This is a genomic window from Actinomycetospora sp. CA-053990, assembly GCF_050948445.1.
In the GTDB taxonomy this organism is placed as follows: Bacteria; Actinomycetota; Actinomycetes; order Mycobacteriales; family Pseudonocardiaceae; genus Actinomycetospora; species Actinomycetospora callitridis.
Genome location: NZ_CP192043.1, coordinates 6,078,950 through 6,097,408 on the forward strand (window position 1 = coordinate 6,078,950; position 18,459 = coordinate 6,097,408).

Sequence of the window (18,459 nt, forward strand, 5' to 3'; positions counted from 1 at the left end):
ACCCGTCACCGGAACGAGTGAACGCTCCTCAGAGGGTCAGCACGATCTTCCCGAACGTCGAGCCCTTCTCGAGCTCGCGGTGCGCGGCGGCCGCGTCCTCGAGCGGGAACGTGCCGGCGATCCGGACCGTGAGGACGTCCTCGTCGATGAGCCGGGCGATCCCGGTGAGGGCGACGCCGTCGGGCTCGACGAGGAAGTCGGTGACCCGCTTGCCCTCGGCGTGCGCCCGCTCCGTGAGGCCCTCGGGCACGCCGGAGGGCACGCAGACCAGCAGGCCGCCGGAGCGCATCACGGTGAGCGAGGCGGGGCCGTTGGTCTCGGTCAGGTCCACGGCGACGTCGATGTCGCCCGTGGCCTCGGTGACGTCCTCGGTGCGGTGGTCGATCGCCTCGTCGAGCCCGAGTGCGACCAGGTCGGCGTGCTTGCCGGCCGAGGCGGTGCCGATGACGTAGGCGCCGCGGGCCTTCGCGATCTGCACCGCGAGGTGGCCGACGCCCCCGCCGGCGGCGTGGATCAGCACCCGTTGGTCGCGCTGGACGTCGGCGGTGTCGACGAGGATCTGCCAGGCGGTGAGGGCGGCGAGCGGGGTGGCCGCGGCGGTCACGTCGTCGACGTCGTCGGGGATGCGCGCGAACTGGCGGGAGGGGGCGGTGACGTACTCGGCGTAGGCGCCGGCCTGCCGCGGGAACCAGGGCATCCCGTACACGCGGTCGCCCACCGCGAAGCGCGTGACGCCCATGCCGACGGCGTCGACGACCCCGGCCACGTCCCACCCGACCGTGAACGGCGGTGCGGTCATGTCTCCGCCGGCCGAGGCGAGCCCGGCACCGCCCGCACGGACCTTGGTGTCGACGGGGTTCACGCCTGCGGCCGTCACGCGGACCCGGATCTCGGTGGGGAGGGGCTCGGGGACCGGGGCGTCGGTGAGGTGCAGGACCTCGGGCCCGCCGGCGGTGTCCTGGGTGATCGCGCGCATCGTCGAGGGCATGTCCCCCGCGTGCCCCGGGACCGCCGCGGGCACACCCCGTCTGCGCAGCTCCGCTTCGCCGCGTGCGTCGCGAGCAGGGCGGAAACCCGCCGGACCCCGTCGGTAAACTGGGTGTCATGGTGCAGTCCGAGCCCGGCACACGCGTGCCCGAGAAGCCGACCCTCGACGGCCTCGAGGACCGGTGGGCGCGCGTATGGGAGGACGAGGGCACCTACGCGTTCGACCGCACGGCCACGCGCGAGCAGGTGTACTCGGTCGACACCCCGCCGCCGACGGTGTCCGGCTCGCTGCACGTCGGGCACGTGTTCAGCTACACCCACACCGACATCGTCGCCCGCTTCCAGCGCATGCGTGGCAAGCACGTCTTCTACCCGATGGGCTGGGACGACAACGGCCTGCCCACCGAGCGGCGCGTCCAGAACTTCTACGGCGTGCGGTGCGAGCCGAGCCTGCCGTACGACCCGGACTTCACCGCGCCGGACAAGCCCGGCAAGCAGCAGGTCCCGATCTCGCGCAAGAACTTCGTCGAGCTCTGCGAGACGCTCACCGCCGAGGACGAGAAGGCGTTCGAGGAGCTGTGGCGCCGCAACGGCCTGTCGGTCGACTGGTCGCACGGCTACCAGACCATCGACGCCCGGGCCCGCGCGATCAGCCAGCGCGCGTTCCTGCGCAACGTCGAGCGCGGCCAGGCCTACGTGTCGATGGCGCCGACGCTGTGGGACGTCACGTTCCGCACCGCCGTGGCGCAGGCCGAGCTCGAGGACCGCGAGCACACGGGTGCGTGGCACCGGGTCGCCTACCACGGGGCCGACCAGGACATCGTCATCGAGACGACGCGCCCGGAGCTGATCCCCGCGTGCGTCGCGCTCATCGCGCACCCCGACGACGAGCGCTACCAGCCGCTCTTCGGCACTACGGTGCGCTCGCCGCTGTTCGACGTCGAGGTCCCGGTGCTCGCGCACCCGGCCGCCGAGATGGACCGCGGCGCCGGCATCGCCATGTGCTGCACGTTCGGCGACCTCACCGACGTCCAGTGGTGGCGCGAGCTCGACCTGCCCAACCGCACGGTGATCAACCGCGACGGCCGTCTCCTGCGCGAGACGCCCGAGTGGATCACTTCGGAGCTCGGCCGGCAGCGCTACGAGGAGCTCGCGGGCGCGACGGTGCACACCGCCAAGGAGCGGATCGTCGCGATGCTCACCGAGACCGGCGAGCTCGTCGGCGACATCCGGCCCGTCACGCGCCCCGTGAAGTTCTTCGAGAAGGGCGACAAGCCGCTCGAGATCGTCTCCAGCCGCCAGTGGTACATCCGCAACGGCGGCCGGGACGCGGCCGTGCGCGACGAGATGATCGCCCGGGGCCAGGAGCTGCAGTGGCACCCGGGCTACATGCGCCACCGCTACGAGGACTGGGTGCGCGGCCTCAACGGCGACTGGCTGGTCAGCCGCCAGCGCTTCTTCGGGGTGCCGGTGCCGGTCTGGTACCGGCTCGACGCCGACGGCGAGGTCCTGCCCGACGAGGTGCTCACGCCGTCGGACGACGCCCTGCCCGTCGACCCCTCGACCGACCTCCCGCCCGGCTTCACGGCCGACCAGCGCGACGTCCCGGGCGGCTTCACCGGCGACCGCGACATCCTCGACACCTGGGCGACGTCGTCGCTGACCCCGCAGATCGCCGGGCTCTGGAGCATCGACGACGACCTGTTCTCGCGGGTCTTCCCGATGGACCTGCGCCCCCAGGGCCACGACATCATCCGCACCTGGCTGTTCTCCACGGTGCTGCGCAGCCACCTCGAGCACGACAGCCTGCCCTGGGCGCACACGGCGCTGTCGGGCTGGATCCTCGACCCGGACCGCAAGAAGATGTCGAAGTCCAAGGGCAACGTCGTCACGCCGATGGACCTGCTCGTCGAGTTCGGCTCCGACGCGGTGCGCTACTGGGCGGCCAGCGGGCGTCCCGGCGTCGACACGGCGTTCGACCGCGGTCAGATGAAGGTCGGCCGCCGCCTCGCGATGAAGCTGCTCAACGCGTCGAAGTTCATCCTCGGCGTCGGGGTGCCGGCCGGGGAGCCGGACCTCACCGCGGTGACGATGCCCCTGGACCGCGCGCTGCTCGCCCGTCTCACCGAGGTGGTCGAGAAGGCGACGACGGCCCTCGACGGGTACGACTACGCGGTCGCGCTCGAGACCACCGAGCAGTTCTTCTGGTTCTTCTGCGACGACTACCTCGAGCTGGTCAAGTCCCGTGCCTACGGCGAGTTCGACGAGGCCGGCCGCGACTCGGCGCGCGCCACGCTCGCGGCCGCGCTGCGGGTGCTCCAGCGCCTGTTCGCGCCGGTGCTGCCGTTCGTGGCCGAGGAGGTCTGGTCGTGGTGGCAGGAGGGCTCGGTGCACCGGGCGCCCTGGCCCGACGTCTACGAGCTGGCCACCTCCGCGGAGGCCGACCCGCAGGTCCTCGAGGTCGCGTCCGACGTCATCGGGAGCATCCGCCGGGCGAAGTCCGAGCAGAAGCTCTCCATCCGCACCGAGGTCGAGAGCCTCTCGGTGCAGGCCGCGCCGGCCGCGCTCGAGGCGCTGCGCGCGGCGCTCGCCGACGTGCGGGCCGCCGGGCGGGTGCGCGACGTCGAGCTCGTGGTGTCCGCGGACGGCGAGCTCGTCACCACCGTCGGCGCCCCCACCGGCTGACCTCGCCCGTGGACGACCTCCTCGACTGGGTCGACGATCCGGACGCGGGCTGGAGCGTCGGCACGTTCGGCGCGCTCGCCGAGTTCCTGCGCGACCCCGACGAGCCCGCCGACGTGGTGCGCGCGCCGGGTCGGGCCTCGGTGGTCACGCCGCGCGGGGGCGTCGCCGTCACGCTGACCGACGACGTCCTGCCGGTCGCCTGGGAGCGGCGGGCCGGCGAGAGCTGGAGCCAGGCCGTCGCGCTGTGCCTGCTGCTGCCCTCGGGCGGACGGTCGGTCGTCACCGAGCTCGGGCCCGACGACGACGCGCTGCGCGACGCGGACCGGGACGCGGTCCTGGTCGACCTCGGCGTCGGCGCGCCGCACCTCGAGGCGTGCGTGCGGACCAGCGACGCGTCGCTGCTGGCCGAGCTGCGGGCGGTCGAGGGCCGGCCCTCGCGGAGGCCGGACACCTGGCCGCGGCGCTGGTCGACGCCGGTCCGCACCGGGTGTTCCGCACCGGTGTCGCGCGGCTCGAGGTGTTCACCCCGATCCCGCCGCCGACGGGCGCCAGCCCGGACGGTCCGCACACCCACCTGCTGCCGCGCCTGCTCGCGCGTGGCCGGACGCACGCGGCGACGGACCCGATCCCGGCCGGTCACGCGCCGGGCGCGACCATCCATCTCCCGCACCCGACCCGAGCGGTCGACGGGCGACGGGTCCCGACGCGCGCCGACCGACACCGCCGGGGCCAGGAGATACTGGCTCGGTTCGGCGACCCGGCGGTGGTGGCGGCCAAGGCGGCGGTCGACGATGCGCTGGCGACATCGACGGAACCGCCCCCGTGGGCGCTGGAGCGGGGATACCGGGCGGCGGTGGAGCTGGCGCTACGGCAGAGCGAGGAGCTGTGGCCCGGTCATCCCCATGTCGAGGCGTGGCGACGGCACGTCCCGCGGGAGCGGGCGGACGGCCACGATCAGCCGCTCACCCACGATCCCGCCCAGTAGTGGTGAGACCGAGCGGGGTGAGTCAGTCCTGGAGCTCGGACTGCGGCGTGATCGCGAAGCGGAACTCGTCGCCGTCGCCGCGCTCGGCGTCCGGGACGCGCTCGACGTCGAGCACCTTGTCGTCCAGGGCCGACGCGGCCTGGGGCTCGAGGAAGATGACGGCGCCGCCACCTTCGAGCACGGTGTCGTCCGCCGCGGGGGTGGGTGCCACGGAGAGCTCGAGGCCCTCCTCCGCCATGTTGGGCGTGGCCGCGATGCGCAGACCCGACCCTTCAGGCATCTCATTGGTCTCGAGGATGGTCGAGATCGCCTCGGCCGCCGTCTCCGTCAGTGCCAACATGCCTCGTTACCATACGGATCACGGATTGGTCACGCACGTGGATGCGCGTGCCGTCACGCGACCGAATCCCCAGCTCAGGCCAGAACGACTGCCCGAACACGGAGGGGAACGACCGAATGGCCCTCCCGGTGAGCCCAGACCCCACCGATCGGCGCGCGGCCGTACTCCGAATGCTCGAGGCGTCACCGGACGGCCTCTCCGACGCCGCTCTCGCCCGGGCGCTCGGCGACGGCACCCGCCCCCAGACGGTCAACCAGCTCTGCCGCCGCCTGGTCGCCGAGGGCGCGCTCGAACGCGTCGGCACCCGCCCGATCCTCAACCGCCTCCCCGTCCCACCCACCCGCCGCCGGGGTCGGAAGACCACGGCCGCCTCGAGCGCTCCGGACTCGACGCCGCCCACGGAGCTGCGTGCGCGCGGGACCGGCCGCGGCGCAGGGAGGGCCGCACCGCCGACGAGCGGCCGCCCGCCCGCGGACGTCACAACCCCCGTGCCGGACGCTTCGGAAACCGAAGCATCTCCCGCAGCGCAGTCGGATCGGGCGACGACCCGGCCGAAGAGCGGCCGCCGGACCGCCGAGGCGAGGACCCCCGCGTCGCATGCTTCGGAGACCGAAGCGTCGCCCGCGACGGCACCGGCCGCGGCGACGACGCGACGGGCCCGGAACGGAACGCGCTCGACGACCGGCGGCACGACCGCGGGCGCCACGACCCGCTCGGCGAACGCTTCGGAAATCGAAGCGTCTTCCGCGAAGGAAGCCACCCCCGAGCCGACGACGCCGAAGCGGGGGACGCAGAGCACGGCCGAGGGCGCGGCTCCCACGTCCGGGGCCGACCAGGCCGAGCCGGACCCCGAGGTCGTCACCCCCTCGACGTCGCCGAGCGAACCCGAGACACCGACCTGCGGGCCGCCGCCGTTCGACGCACTCCAGGCGTGGTCGCGGGTGGCGAACGTGCAGGCGCTCGTCGCGGACTGGCTGGTGCGGCGGGGGGCGACGCTGCGCTCGGCCACGCTCCACGGTCAGGGACCGACCCGCGACCTCGTCGCGTCGCTCGACGGCGACGACGTGCACGTCGAAGTCACGGGATGGCCCGCCGACGGCGCGCGGACGCACCCGACGACGATCGCCGGCGACTGGTTCTCCGGCGCCGAGCAGGCGGCGGTGCACCGACGTCGCGCACACCCGAAGGCGCGCATCGTCATCGCGCTGCCCGACACGCGGCGCTACCGCAGCCTCACCGAGCAGCGCGCGACCGCGTTGGCGGGCGCGGGGGCCGAGGTGTGGTTCGTCGACCCGGCGGGGTCCGTCCAGGCGCGGTGAGGCTTGCCTACCGGTTCGCGCCGAACGGCCCGGGGTAGGACCCCGGTGCCACCACGCGAACGAGAGGGCCCCATGTCCGCCGACATCACCGAGATGATCCTCGACGACCACGACTGGTTCCGCCGCCAGTTCCTGCACCTGGCCGACCTGCGCGAGCAGCCCGAAGTGGCCGAGAAGGTCTGGGACAGCCTGGCGATCCAGCTCGAGATCCACGCCTCCGCCGAGGAGCAGCACTTCTACCCGTCGATGGCCCGTCGCGCCGACGACGAGGAGGCGTCGGCGACCGAGGACGCGATCGGCGACCACGACGAGATCCGCGCGGGCACCGAGAAGGCGCGCGCCGCGACCGTCGGCAGCCAGGAGTGGTGGGACGCCATCGACGAGACCGACAAGGCGAACAACCACCACATGTCCGAGGAGGAGAGCGACGACCTCGCGCCCTTCCGCAAGGTCACCTCGCTGGCGTTCCGCCAGGAGCTGGGCGCGAAGTTCGAGCAGTTCAAGGTCGAGCACGCCGAGGGTCGCGGTCTGTCCTTCGAGCAGAAGGACGCCGAGGAGTACGTGGAGGCCGTCACCTCCTGACGCCGCTGGGGCTGACCTCGAGGGAGGATCAGCGCGGCGGGTCCCCGGTCCGGTCGAAGCCGACCGGGGACACGGCGTCGGCGTTGGACGTCAGGCCGGGGATGTCGGGCTCGGCGACGAGCACCGCGGCGGACCCGGCCAGCACGAGGGCGAGCACGGTGGAGAGCGCGGGCACAACCCAGCCCGGCCGGTCGCCGCGTGGTCGATCGGCGCGCGGCAGGGGCACGAGCGCGCCGTCCGGCAGAGGGAAGCCGTCGGTCGGGCACGGGTCGTCCACCGGGCCGGCGTCCTCCTCGTGCCGCGGGAGCACCAGGGCCGCGGCCCACGGCAGGGAGCTCGCCTCGGGGGGTGCCCAGAGCAGGGTCGCGTCGGCGCCCTCCGGGTCGGCGAGGTGCTCCACGACCGGCGTCTCGCGGTCGGCCACGACGATCGTGAGGACGTCGGGCACATCGTCGCCGAGGCCGTCGGTGATGATCTCGAGCAGCGCGTGCTCGACGAGGCGGGTGAACTCGCCGCGGGTGAGGTAGACCTCGGCCTCGCCGGCCGTCACCACGAGCTCCTCGCCGTCCGAGACGCACATGATGTGCCGTGCCTCGCGCAGCTCGCGGCTCAGGTGGGCGGCGTCGCGCCGGCCGACGGCGTCGGAGCGGTCGCGCAGCGAGTCGGCGAGCTCCGGGGCGACCACCGCGAGCTTCGCGTGCACGACGCCCGACAGCAGCCCGTCGAGGCGCGCGTTCAGGTCGACCGCGCCGCCCTCGGCGATCTCGACCCCGTCGTCGGCGGCGCGCACCGGCCACACGGCGAGCTCGTCGCCCCGGGTGTCGACGACGACCGCCGGCGTCCCCGCGGCCGAGCGCGCGAGCTGGTCGCCGGCCCACGCCACCGCGTCGGGCAGCCAGGAGGGGTCGGGCAGGCCCGCGAGGCTGACGGCCTCGGTCAGCACCGCGAACCGGTGCTCGTCGAGGTCGCCGGGCACCACGAGCACGAGGTGGTCGGGCTGGCTGCCCTCAGCGGCGACGAGCTCGGCCAGTGAGGCGCCCAGTACCTCGGCGTCACCGTCGGCGAGCTCCACGTCGATCGTGCGGTACTCGACGTCGTCCACCCGGATCGCCGCCGAGGAGCCCGGAAGGGCTTCCAGCACCATGACCCACCGGTCCACGTCTCCCCCTTCACCCGTCGTACTCCGAACAGGTTAACGTTCACTCGTCTGTTCGGTCTACGAACGCGCTGCGTTAGCCGGTTGCTGGGATCTTCACTCACGAGTGATCCGGAGGGATAGTCCATTCGGCGATTGGCCAGTGCCGGGTCCGCTACGCTCGCGCTCCTCGCCCGGGAGGCGCGCCGACGGGAGGTGTCGTGATCACCGCCGACGCCTCCCCACGCGCCCGCACCCATCCCCACCTCGTGCACCCCCACCTCGTGCCACTGTGGCGGGGGCTCGTGGTCTACCGGGTCGTGGCGCTGGTCGCGGCCGTGGTCAACCTCGTGCGCTTCTACGACGTGTGGGCGCGTCCGGTGCTCGGGGTCGTGGTGGTCGCCGCGATGGCGGTCTGGACCGCGATCTCCTCGCGGCGCTACCTGCGCTCCGGCGACCCGGCCACCGCCGTCGCCGACCTCCTGGTGACCGCGCTGGCCACCGCCTCGACGCTGCTCGTCGACACCCCCGACCGCGTCGCCGCCGGCGGTTCGGTGATCACGACCGTGTGGTCGGCGGGGCCGGTGCTCGCGATGGCGATCGCCCTCGGGTGGCGGGGCGGGCTCTCCGGCGCGGTGGTCACCCTCGCCGTCCTGTTCGGGGTGCGCCGCGCCCTCGACGCCGACCTGCTCTTCGACGCCCAGCTGCTGCTCGTCGCCGGGCTCGCCGTGGGGCTGGCGGCCGACACGATGCGCCGCTCGGTCGAGCAGCTGCGCGCCGCTGCCGCCCGCGAGGCTGCGACGGCCGAGCGCGAACGGCTGGCCCGCGACATCCACGACGGCGTGCTGCAGGTGCTCGCCCTCGTCCGGCGGCGTGGCGACGAGCTCGCCCGCCACGGCGTCGACGCGCCCGCCGTCGAGCTCGCCCGCCTCGCCGGGGAGCAGGAGGTCGCGCTGCGCCGGCTGATCACCTCGGCGCCCGTGCCGGCGGCCGACGGCACGGTCGACCTGTCCTCGCGCCTCGCCGGCGTGCTGCCGACGCACGCCTCGCTCGCGGTGCCCGCGCACGCGGTGCCCCTGCCCGCCACGGCCGTCGACGAGCTCGCCGCCGTGCTCCGCGAGGCCGTCACCAACGCCGGGAAGCACGCCCCGGAGGCCGGGCTGTGGGTGCTGGTCGAGGCCGACGACGACGCGGTCACCGTGAGCGTGCGCGACGACGGCCCCGGCATCCCCGACGGGCGCCTGGAGGAAGCCGCGGCGGAGGGCCACCTCGGCGTCGCGGGATCGATGCGCGGGCGCGTCCGTGACCTCGGCGGCACCCTGTCGCTGCACACCGGCCCCGGGGAGGGCACGGAGTGGGAGATCGTCGTTCCTCGTGGGAGGCAGGCCTGATGGTCCGCGTCATGGTCGTCGACGATCACCCGATCTGGCGCGAGGGCGTCGCCCGCGACCTCGCCGAACGCGACGTCGAGATCGTCGCCACCGCCCCGGACGGGGCCGCCGCGGTGCGCATCGCGCGCGCCGTCCGACCCGACGTCGTGCTCATGGACCTCCAGCTCCCGGAGCTCTCCGGCGCCGAGGCGACGGCGGCGATCCGGGAGGCGCTGCCCGACACCCGCGTGCTCGTGCTCTCGGCGAGCACCGAGCACGGCCACGTCCTCGAGGCCGTGCGGGCGGGCGCGTCGGGCTACCTGGTCAAGTCGGCCGGCATGGAGGAGCTCGTCGACGCGATCGACCGCACCGCCCGGGGGCAGGCCGTCTTCTCGCCCGGGCTGGCCGGGCTCGTGCTCGGCGAGTACCGGCGGCTCGAGTCCGAGGGCCCGGACGAGCCGCGTCTGACCCCGCGCGAGACCGAGGTCCTGCGCCTCGTCGCCAAGGGGCTGACGGCCCGGGCCATCGCCACCCGGCTGACGCTCTCGCACCGGACCGTGGAGAACCACGTCCAGAACTCCCTGCGCAAGCTGCAGCTCACCAACCGCGTGGAGCTGACGAGGTATGCCATCGAGCGTGGTCTGGACGCCGACGAGTGACATGTCCTGATTGACATGTCGCGGCGGACAGGTGGATGCTCCTCGCCATGGAGCAGGAGACCGCCGCCGCGGACGAGCAGCGCCCCACCGGCCTGAAGAACTTCTCGGGCCTGCTCTGGGACGTCGGCGCGCCGCTCGTCGGCTACTACGCGCTGCACCTGCTGGGCGCGTCGGACTGGGTGGCGCTGCTCGTCGCGACGCTCGCCGCCGGCCTGCGCCTGGTCTGGGTGGCGGTGCGCAGCCGCGAGATCACGTGGTTCGCCGCGGTGATGCTCGCCGTGTTCGGCCTCGGCCTCGCCCTGGCGTTCGTCGGCGGCGACCCGCGGTTCCTGCTGGTCAAGGACTCGTTCGGCACGGCGCTCGTCGGCCTGGTGTTCCTCGCGAGCCTGTTCTCCCGCAAGCCGCTGACGCTGTCGGCGTTCCAGACGTGGCAGCCGAAGGAGGCCGCCGAGATGGACGGCTTCTACCGGACGCTGCCGCCGATCCGCCGCATGTTCCGGCGCAGCGCGGTGGTGTGGGGCATCGGCCTGCTGCTGGAGGCGATCGTGCGCATCCCCCTGATCTACCTGCTGCCGATCGACGTCATGGTCGGGCTGTCGACGGCGATGATGGTGACGGTGATCGTCGGCCTGTCGGTGTGGAACGGCTGGTACGGCAAGCGCGCCGGCGGGAAGGCCCGCGCCTGGGCCGCGGAGCACCAGGTCGCAGCCTGAGATCCGAGGGGTCGAGGCCTGGCGCTCAGCGCGCCGAGCCGACCCCGACCAGGCGCTCCAGGCTCCACATCGCCCAGCCGTGCACCGCCTCGTACTGCCGCAGCCCGTACTCGCCGGCGAGGCGTCCGAAGGGGAGCGGATCGCCCTCGCGGTGCTCCGCGTCCTCGGCCTCCATCAGCGGCCGCAGCTCCTCGATCTCGGCGGCGCAGTGCGCGGCGATGCCCTCGAGGAGCTTGCGCGCGTCGTCGGGCTCCAGCGACTGCACGAGGAACATGCGCAGCACTGTCTCGTCGCGCACCGTCGCCTGCTCGGGCCAGTGGAACATCCACCGGCGCAGCTCGGTGCGCCCGTCCTCGGTGAGCACGTAGGACTTGCGCCCGCGCGGCCCCGTCTCGTCGACGACGACCTGGCCGGCCTCGGTCATCTTGCCGAGCTCGGGGTAGATGCGGCTGTGGCCCGCCTGCCAGGCGTAGCGGCCGATGCCGCCGTCGAAGGCGCGGGTGAGGTCGTACCCGCTGGCCGGGCCCTGGGCGAGCAGGCCCAGCAGGGCGTGGCGCAGCGACATGCGGCGACGCTACCAGTCCGTCTTGACATGTCCGTACAGACAGGTTGGAGTGGGCTCATGGTCACCACGCCCACCCCCACCCCGATCGGACGCCGCCCGGAGCTGGGCGGGCGGTTCGCCCCGGTGCCCGACGAGATCGACGCCGTCGACCTCCCCGTCGAGGGGACCCTGCCGCCCGAGCTCACGGGGCGCTACCTGCGCAACGGCCCCAACCGGCTGCCCGGCGAGGAGCCCGGCCACCTCTTCACCGCGCACGGGATGCTGCACGGCGTGCGACTGCGCGAGGGGCGCGCGGAGTGGTACCGCAACCGCTGGGTGCGTACGCGCGCGCTCGAGGGGCACCCGTTCCTGTCCGAGGCCGGCGTCGACCTGGCCGCGGTCCCGGCGAACACCCACGTCATCGAGCACGGCGGGCGGCTGTTCGCGCTGGTCGAGAACGGGCTGCCCTACGAGATGGACGCCGACCTCGGCACCGTCGGGCCCTGCGACTTCGACGGTCGCCTCACCACGGCGATGACCGCCCACCCGAAGACCGACCCGGTCACCGGCGACCTGCACTTCTTCGGCTACTCGCCGTTCCCGCCGTTCCTGACCTACCACCGGCTCTCCGCGGACGGCAGCGATCTCGTCAGCCGCGGGGTCGACGTGGCGGGGCCGACGATGATGCACGACTTCGCGGTCACCGCCGAGCACGTCGTGTGGCTCGACCTGCCGATGACCTTCCAGTGGGAGCGGATGGCGACGGGCATGCCGTTCGGCTGGGACGAGTCGTACGGGGCGCGCCTCGGGGTGATGCGTCAGGACGACCCGGCGGGCGCGGTGACGTGGTTCGACGTCGACCCCTGCTACGTCTTCCACGTGGGCGGGGCGCACACCGACGACGACGGGCGCGTGGTCGTCGACGGCGCGCGCTACGCGCCGGCGGATGTCGGGGTGATGTGGGGCGGGCCCGTGCCGGGCGATCCCGCGGCGGCCGCGGCGGCGACGGGCGCAGCCCGGATGCACCGTTGGGTGCTCGACGCGCGCGACGGCTCGGTGACCGAGACGGCGCTCGAGGAGCGGGGCGTCGAGTTCCCGACGCTCGACGAGGCGCTGGTGGGCCGCCCGTCGCGCTGGCGCTACGCCGTCGCCGACCGCGGGGCGGGCGGCGAGCGGGCCGGCGCCGTGGTCAAGGTCGACAGCGACGGCACCCTGGCCGCCCACGAGCTGGGTCCGGACGTCGTGGCGGGCGAGGCGGTGTTCGTCGCGTCGGAGACCCCCGGGCGCGCCGAGGACGACGGCTGGCTGCTGACGATCACCACCACGCGCGACGGCGCGGCGTCCCAGCTGCTGGTGCTCGACGCGACCGACGTCGGCGGGCCCCCGGTGGCCGCGGTGACCCTCCCCCGCGGCGTGCCCTCGGGCTTCCACGGCAGCTGGATCCCCGACCCCACGTGAGCGAAGTTCCCGGCTATAGCCGGGAACTTCGCTCACGGGTCAGTTGAGGTGCGCGCGCCAGCGGCGGGCGTGGCGGCGGAGCTCCTCGGCGTCGCGGGGCAGGTGCTCCGCCCAGTGCTCGAGCAGGGCCGCGGCCTCGCCGAACGCCGCGCGGCGGCCGCGGATCTCGGCCAGCTCGGCGACCTCGACCGCGGAGACCCCGGGCAGGGCGAGGCGCATGCGCAGCACCCAGCCGAGCTGGGCGAGGTCGCCGCGCGCCCGGTGGATGCCGCGCAGGTTGGCGAGCATCCGCACGAGCACGGACTCGCTCGTGACCGGCGCCAGGAAGGCGTCGTCGAAGGCCACCTCGGGGCCGAGGCCCGTCGACTCCCGGAACCGGCGCTCGCACTGCTCGCGGTCGAGCATCTCCCCGGTGAACGGGTCGAGGTGGCGCGCCGAGCCCACGGGGTGCACGAGGAAGTGCCCCGGCATCCCGACCGGCTCGAGCGCGACGCCCGCGCGGCGCCCGACCTCGACGCACAGCACGGCGAGGGTGATCGGGATGCCCGTGCGCCGGCCGAGCACCTCGATCAGCGAGGAGTTCCGGGGGTCGTAGTAGTCCTCGCGGTCGCCGTGGAAGCCCTCCTCGACGAACAGCCGGTGCACCAGGGCTTCGACGTCGGTGATCCCCACGGCGAGCCGGTCGATCTCGGCGCGCGCGTGCTCCGCGTCGGCCGACGGGTCGGCGGCGCGGGCGATCTCGAGCGCGCCCTCCAGCAGGTCCGGCTCCCCTGCCGTGACCAGGGCGACGAACCGCTCCACGGCCGCCCGGCGCGCCGCGTCGTCGTCCACGCCGCGCATCCTGCCCCCGTGGGCGCCGGACCGCCGGGTGGTCGGGCGGGCGTGGTGGTCAGGCCGGCGTGGTGGTCAGGCGGGCGCGGCCACCGTCCCGCTGCCCCGGGTCCAGGTCAGCGCCCCGTGCTCGAAGTTCTGCTGACGCCCGGTCGGGACGTCGTACTCGGCGCTGGTCGGATAGCCCAGCGGCGAGCCCTCCGCCCCGGCGCCCCGCCAGTGCTCGGCGATCGCGCCGGTCACCGGCCATGCGCCGGTCCGCGGCGACCAGACCACCGAACCGCGCTCGAAGTCGGTGCGCCGCCCCGTCCCGTCGACGGTCGGCGACTCGACGCGGGTCGGCTCGCCGAGCACCGCGCGTTGCGCCGTCCAGGCCGCCCGGACGTCGGTGGCCGACTCGTCGATGAGCGCCTTCACCTTCGCGCGCAGCGGCGCCATCTGGGCGTAGGCGATGTCGCCGGGGCAAGCGGTGTTCCCGACGTCGCGGTGCGCGAACAGCGCGGGCACCGTCGTCGTCTGGCCCTTCGGGAACCGCGAGGTGCCTCCGCCGTTGGACGTGAGCCGCACCTGCTCGCCGGGGTCGCGGTACAGGCCCCCGAGCTTCCAGGCGGCGAGGGCCGCCACGGAGTTCATGGTGGCGGCGCTCGGGGGCAGGGTGGAGTAGTTGCCCATCATCGCGATGCCCCAGGTCTCGCGGTTGAACCCGCCGGCGTGCGCGGCGACCACGGCCTTGTCCATGCCGCCGGCGCGACCTTCGAAGATCGTCCCGTACTTGTCGACGAGGGCGTTGTAGCCGATGTCGCCCCAGCCCTGCTTCTCGGTGTGATAGGCGAAGATCGCTCGGACGACCGCCGCCGACTCGGCAGGGCTGTAGTCGTTCGACTCGCTGGTGTGGTGGATGGTCACCGCGCGCACCGTGGGTGTCGTCTCGGGTCGCCAGGAGGCCTTCGACTCGTCGGCGCCCCACTGGGCCCGCGTCACGTACTTCGGGGCGGCCGGCCCGCGCGCCGAGCCCATCGACCCGATCGCCTGGTCGTTGCTGCCGACGCCCGGGTCGATCCGCACGACCTGCACCTGGTCGGTCACCGGCTGCCCGGCGCGCATCGCGCGGACCTCCACGCCGGTGCGGTCGCCCACCCAGATCGGGTCGGTGCCGCCGCGCGCGGGTGCGCCGGTCGGGGGCGCGTCCTCGCGCTCGGCGCCCGCCGGGTCGAGGTTCGTCCAGGTCCCCCACCGCCCGGCGGCGTCGGTCGAGCGCAGGGAGACCGCGTCGGGTGCCGGGCCGGCCCACGTCACGGCGACGAGACGCAGCGGGGTCTCGCCGCGCGCCTGCCGCGCGCCGAAGGCGTCCCGACCGCCGGGCGTGAACGACACGGGCGCCACACCGGTGGCCACCGGGGCCGCGGGCGGCAGACCGGCCGGCGGCATCACCGCGTGCGACGGGTCGAGCTGCGAGGCGCCGGTGGGCACCATCGGGTCGGCGGGCACCTCCGGACCGGCCGGCTGCGCCAGCGCCGGGCTCGGGAGCAGCAGCGCCCCGGTCGTCAACAGCACGACAGCGCCCGTCCGGGTCCGCGCCGCCCTGCGGGCACGCCCCCTCGGAGCACGGGACCCGACCATCGCGCACACACCTCCGCTCGCGTCGGCGGCCTCGTCATGATCCGCCGCCGCCCACGATGACCCCCACATGCGCACCACTCGCCACACCACGCGCAGAAGGCGCCCGGTCGGGTGACTTCGCGTCAGCACTCACCACTCAGAGGTGGGCCTGCGCGAACGTCGCCACCGTCCTCATCGCCATGGCGTCCGCCCCGGCGCCGATCGGGGCCGCGACGACGGGGATGAGCTTGGTGACGTTGAGGGCGCCGCGTTTGGTGAAGCGCGAGGTGAGGCGGTAGCCGATGCGGGTGTCGAGCTGTCCGCGCACCTCGGGCGGCAGGCGGCGCAGGCCGTGGAGCAGCGAGGCGTTGACGAGGTCGAGGCCCGTGCGCTCGGCGAGCTCGGTGCCGTCGGCGCCCAGGACGCACACGAACGCCGCGGTCCGGATCACCGGGTCCTCGAGGTCCCGGCCGCGCAGGTGGGCGATCGTCGCGGCGAGGCGCGTGCCGAGCAGGTAGAGCCCTGTCATCCCCGCCGGCGCGGTCACCACGAGCGTCGCCGCGCCCCCGAGGCTGGTGAGCAGGCCCGAGCTGGCCGCGAGCCGGACGTGGCTGCCGACGACCCGGCGCACCGCGGCCTCGACGTCGTCCTCCGTCGCGCGCAACGCGTCGTCGGCCACCGACGCCGCGCCGGCGAACGGGCCGATCCCGCCGACCGCGCGCCGCCACAACTCGTCGATCAGGGTGTCGGGCAGACCCCGCGAGCTCGCCACCCGACCAGTGTCTCCGAGAGCGGCCCCGTCGAGAGCCTCAGTCCAGGAGGTCGCAGGCGGCGGTGAGCGTGCCGGCCCAGCGCTCGCGCGCGTCGCGGTCCCGGGCGCGCTCGAGGCGCTCGCGCTGGGTGTCGGCGTGCGCCCAGGCCAGGATCATCGGGTCGACGCGCGCGCCGTAGAAGGCGTCGACGACGAGCTCGGCGAGGTGGTGGTCCGCGCTCGCGATCTCCTTGTACTCCCAGATCGCGATCAGCCGCGCGGGCGGCTCACCGAGCGCACCGACGCTGTCGAGCATCGCCACGGCCGTCGCCCCGCCAGGGGCGTCGGGGTGCATGTCCAGCAGCGCCGACCACACGGCGTCGGCGACGTCGCGCACCGCGTCACGCTCGAGGTCGCCCCACGTCGCCCAGGTCTCGGCGATCCGCCCGAGCACGGTGCGCAGGTCGACACGCTCGTCGGTGAGCGCGGTGCGCAGCAGCCACGGGGTGAGCGCGCGCAGGTCGTTGGGCGTGCCCAGCGTGTTGCCCAGCGTGAGCGCCAGCGTGAGCGGGTCGGTCTCCGCGACCGACACCTCGCCGCCCTGGCAGTGGGGGCAGCCCGCCAGCGACCGCGGGGCCGGGTGCGCCACGAAGGCGGCCTCGAGTCCCCACAGCGCGGCGTCCACGCCCGCATCCGTCTGCACGTCCATCGAGAGAAATCTTCGTCCTCGCAACGCGACACGCTGGGCCGATAGGGCGAATATCCATCAGTGGTGTGACAGAGCGTCGCTCCGCGTACCGCCGAGCGTGTCAGCACGTCCACTCGTCTTGTCATCGAGGGGGCGAGTTCCGACCGCGACACGCCCGGGACGCGCCGTACAGATCACATCGGCGGGCGTGCGGGGGCGCCGTGGACGAGAGTCGGGACATGCGCTCGCGGTCCCAGGCCCCCACTCCCGGTCCCGAGATCAAGACCACCGGCGGCGTCGTCCGGGGCATCACCACGCACGACGTGCACACCTGGCGCGGTGTGCCCTACGCGGCGCCACCCGTCGGCGATCTCCGCCTGCGCGCGCCGCAGCCCGTGGTGCCGTGGGAGGGCGCGCGCGACGCCTCGCGGTACGGGCCGGTGCCGATCCAGGAGCGCGTCGGCGAGTTCATCGGCGCCGGCAAGCACACGCCGATGGCCGAGGACTGCCTCACCCTCAACGTCAGCGCCCCGACCACCCCGTCCGACGAACCGCGCCCCGTGATGGTCTGGTTCTACGGCGGCGCGTTCGTCGTCGGGGCATCGTCGGCGCCCACCTACCGCGGCTACGACTTCGTGCGTCGCGGCGAGTGCCTCGTCGTGACCGTCAACTACCGCCTCGGCGCGCTCGGCTACCTCGACTTCTCCGGCTTCGGGACGCCCGAGCGACCGATCGAGTCGAACCTCGGCCTGCGCGACCAGATCGCCGCCCTCGAGTGGGTGCGCGACAACATCGCGGCCTTCGGTGGCGACCCGGGGCAGGTCACGGTGTTCGGCGAGTCGGCCGGGGCGATCTCGGTGACGACGCTGATGGCGACGCCCGCCGCCCACGGCCTGTTCCACCGCGCCATCGCCGAGAGCTCGGCGCCGGGCATGGTGTTCGGCCAGGAGCGCGCGCGGGGCTGGGCCGCCGGGTTCGTCTCCGCCCTGGGCGCCGACGACGACCCGCTCCGGGGTCTCACCAGCGCCACCCCGGACGAGCTGCTCGCCGCTGCCCGCATCCTGCGCGAGAGCATCGGCGACCAGCCGGGCACGATCCCCACCGCGCCCGTCGTCGACGGGGACCTGCTGCCCGAGTCCCCGCTCGACGCGTTCGAGGGCGGCCGCGCGGTCGACGTCCCGCTGATCATCGGCACCAACGACACCGAGGGGCGCCTGTTCGAGCTCCCCCGCCTGCGGATGGACGTCCTGGTCAGCGAGGAGCGGGCGTCGCAGATGTTCGCGCTGACCCAGCCCGAGCTGCGTGAGCAGGTGCTCACCGCCTACGAGGGCACGGCGCACCGCAAGGACCTCGGCGGCGACTACATGTTCTGGTACCCGTCGGTGCGCGTCATGCAGGCGCACCGGGGGCCGGTGTGGGCGTACCGCTACGACCTCACGACACCGGTGCTGAACCTGATGGGCGTGCGGGCCACCCACGGCATGGAGCTCTACGCCGTCTTCGGTCTCGTCGACTCCGGCGCGGCCCGCGTCCTGACCGCACTCGGGGGGCGTCGCCACCTGCGGGCACTCTCCGAGCGCATCCAGGCCGACTGGGTCCACTTCGCCCGGCACGGCACGCCGGCCGGCCACTGGCCGACCTACGACACCGAGACCCGCCTCACGAAGATCTTCGACCGCACCGACCGCGTCGAGTCCGACCCCCGCCGCGAGCGCCGGCTCGCGTGGCAGGGGTTCCGGGGATACGACTGATCCGCCCCGCCGCTGCGGCCCTGCTCGGGCGTCTCGCCGTAGTCATCGACCGACTGCCGCGG

The 18,459-nt window shown here is 74.2% G+C and carries 16 protein-coding genes and 1 pseudogene; 9 read left to right on the forward strand and 8 right to left on the reverse strand.

Going from position 1 to position 18,459, the window contains the following annotated elements:
• Positions 1-28: 28 nt before the first annotated feature.
• Positions 29-988, reverse strand: a complete 960-nt coding sequence (locus tag ACQPYN_RS30920; RefSeq protein ID WP_433031094.1) for an NADP-dependent oxidoreductase — start codon at positions 986-988, stop codon at positions 29-31.
• A gap of 116 nt (positions 989-1,104) precedes the next feature.
• Between ACQPYN_RS30920 and valS the strand changes: the two genes are divergently transcribed.
• The gene (gene valS, locus ACQPYN_RS30925; RefSeq protein ID WP_433031097.1) at positions 1,105-3,672 is read left to right on the forward strand and encodes a valine--tRNA ligase; all 2,568 of its coding nucleotides are present in this window, start codon (positions 1,105-1,107) and stop codon (positions 3,670-3,672) included.
• Positions 3,673-3,680: 8 nt separating this feature from the next.
• A pseudogene (locus tag ACQPYN_RS30930) lies at positions 3,681-4,657 on the forward strand (DUF6925 family protein).
• Between the two features lie 22 nt (positions 4,658-4,679).
• Here ACQPYN_RS30930 and ACQPYN_RS30935 read toward each other — a convergent pair.
• Positions 4,680-4,997 (reverse strand): adhesin, encoded by a 318-nt coding sequence (locus ACQPYN_RS30935; protein WP_274196328.1) that lies wholly within the window; start codon positions 4,995-4,997, stop codon positions 4,680-4,682.
• Positions 4,998-5,938: 941 nt separating this feature from the next.
• On the opposite strand from ACQPYN_RS30935, the gene ACQPYN_RS30940 reads away from it, so the two are divergent.
• Complete coding sequence (locus ACQPYN_RS30940) at positions 5,939-6,316, forward strand: hypothetical protein (protein ID WP_433031100.1); 378 nt, start codon at positions 5,939-5,941, stop codon at positions 6,314-6,316.
• Positions 6,317-6,388: 72 nt separating this feature from the next.
• Positions 6,389-6,898, forward strand: a complete 510-nt coding sequence (locus ACQPYN_RS30945; RefSeq protein ID WP_433031103.1) for a hemerythrin domain-containing protein — start codon at positions 6,389-6,391, stop codon at positions 6,896-6,898.
• Positions 6,899-6,926: 28 nt separating this feature from the next.
• Here the strand turns inward: ACQPYN_RS30945 and ACQPYN_RS30950 are convergent, their stop codons facing one another.
• A complete protein-coding gene (locus ACQPYN_RS30950; RefSeq protein ID WP_433031106.1) occupies positions 6,927-8,057 on the reverse strand; it encodes a hypothetical protein in 1,131 nt (376 codons plus the stop codon).
• Between the two features lie 197 nt (positions 8,058-8,254).
• On the opposite strand from ACQPYN_RS30950, the gene macS reads away from it, so the two are divergent.
• Genes macS through ACQPYN_RS30965 form a run of 3 tightly spaced genes read left to right on the forward strand, consistent with a single transcriptional unit; the run spans position 8,255 to position 10,775 of the window.
• Positions 8,255-9,424 (forward strand): MacS family sensor histidine kinase, encoded by a 1,170-nt coding sequence (macS, locus tag ACQPYN_RS30955; protein ID WP_433031109.1) that lies wholly within the window; start codon positions 8,255-8,257, stop codon positions 9,422-9,424.
• On the forward strand, positions 9,424-10,062 hold the full coding sequence (locus ACQPYN_RS30960; RefSeq protein WP_433031112.1) for a response regulator: 639 nt from the start codon (positions 9,424-9,426) through the stop codon (positions 10,060-10,062). The genes macS and ACQPYN_RS30960 overlap by 1 nt, the downstream gene beginning before the upstream one ends.
• A 47-nt stretch (positions 10,063-10,109) precedes the next feature.
• Positions 10,110-10,775, forward strand: a complete 666-nt coding sequence (locus ACQPYN_RS30965) for a VC0807 family protein (protein ID WP_433031115.1) — start codon at positions 10,110-10,112, stop codon at positions 10,773-10,775.
• A 25-nt stretch (positions 10,776-10,800) separates the two neighbouring features.
• Here the strand turns inward: ACQPYN_RS30965 and ACQPYN_RS30970 are convergent, their stop codons facing one another.
• On the reverse strand, positions 10,801-11,340 hold the full coding sequence (locus ACQPYN_RS30970) for a PadR family transcriptional regulator (protein ID WP_433031118.1): 540 nt from the start codon (positions 11,338-11,340) through the stop codon (positions 10,801-10,803).
• Positions 11,341-11,397: 57 nt separating this feature from the next.
• Between ACQPYN_RS30970 and ACQPYN_RS30975 the strand changes: the two genes are divergently transcribed.
• Positions 11,398-12,777, forward strand: a complete 1,380-nt coding sequence (locus ACQPYN_RS30975) for a carotenoid oxygenase family protein (protein WP_433031122.1) — start codon at positions 11,398-11,400, stop codon at positions 12,775-12,777.
• A 39-nt stretch (positions 12,778-12,816) separates the two neighbouring features.
• Here ACQPYN_RS30975 and ACQPYN_RS30980 read toward each other — a convergent pair whose 3' ends face one another.
• The 4 genes from ACQPYN_RS30980 to ACQPYN_RS30995 form a co-directional block, all read right to left on the reverse strand.
• Positions 12,817-13,608: a SirB1 family protein gene (locus ACQPYN_RS30980; RefSeq protein WP_433031125.1), complete on the reverse strand. Its 792-nt coding sequence runs from the start codon at positions 13,606-13,608 to the stop codon at positions 12,817-12,819.
• 75 nt (positions 13,609-13,683) lie between these two features.
• Positions 13,684-15,162: an N-acetylmuramoyl-L-alanine amidase gene (locus tag ACQPYN_RS30985; RefSeq protein ID WP_433031128.1), complete on the reverse strand. Its 1,479-nt coding sequence runs from the start codon at positions 15,160-15,162 to the stop codon at positions 13,684-13,686.
• Positions 15,163-15,364: 202 nt separating this feature from the next.
• Positions 15,365-15,979: a hypothetical protein gene (locus ACQPYN_RS30990; protein WP_433031131.1), complete on the reverse strand. Its 615-nt coding sequence runs from the start codon at positions 15,977-15,979 to the stop codon at positions 15,365-15,367.
• Between the two features lie 37 nt (positions 15,980-16,016).
• Entirely contained in the window at positions 16,017-16,667 is a 651-nt protein-coding gene (locus ACQPYN_RS30995) for a hypothetical protein (protein ID WP_433031134.1), read from the reverse strand.
• A 218-nt stretch (positions 16,668-16,885) separates the two neighbouring features.
• On the opposite strand from ACQPYN_RS30995, the gene ACQPYN_RS31000 reads away from it, so the two are divergent.
• Positions 16,886-18,397 carry a carboxylesterase/lipase family protein gene (locus ACQPYN_RS31000; protein WP_433031137.1) on the forward strand — a complete coding sequence of 504 codons (1,512 nt, stop codon included), beginning with the start codon at positions 16,886-16,888 and terminating at the stop codon, positions 18,395-18,397.
• The last annotated feature ends 62 nt before the right edge of the window (positions 18,398-18,459 follow it).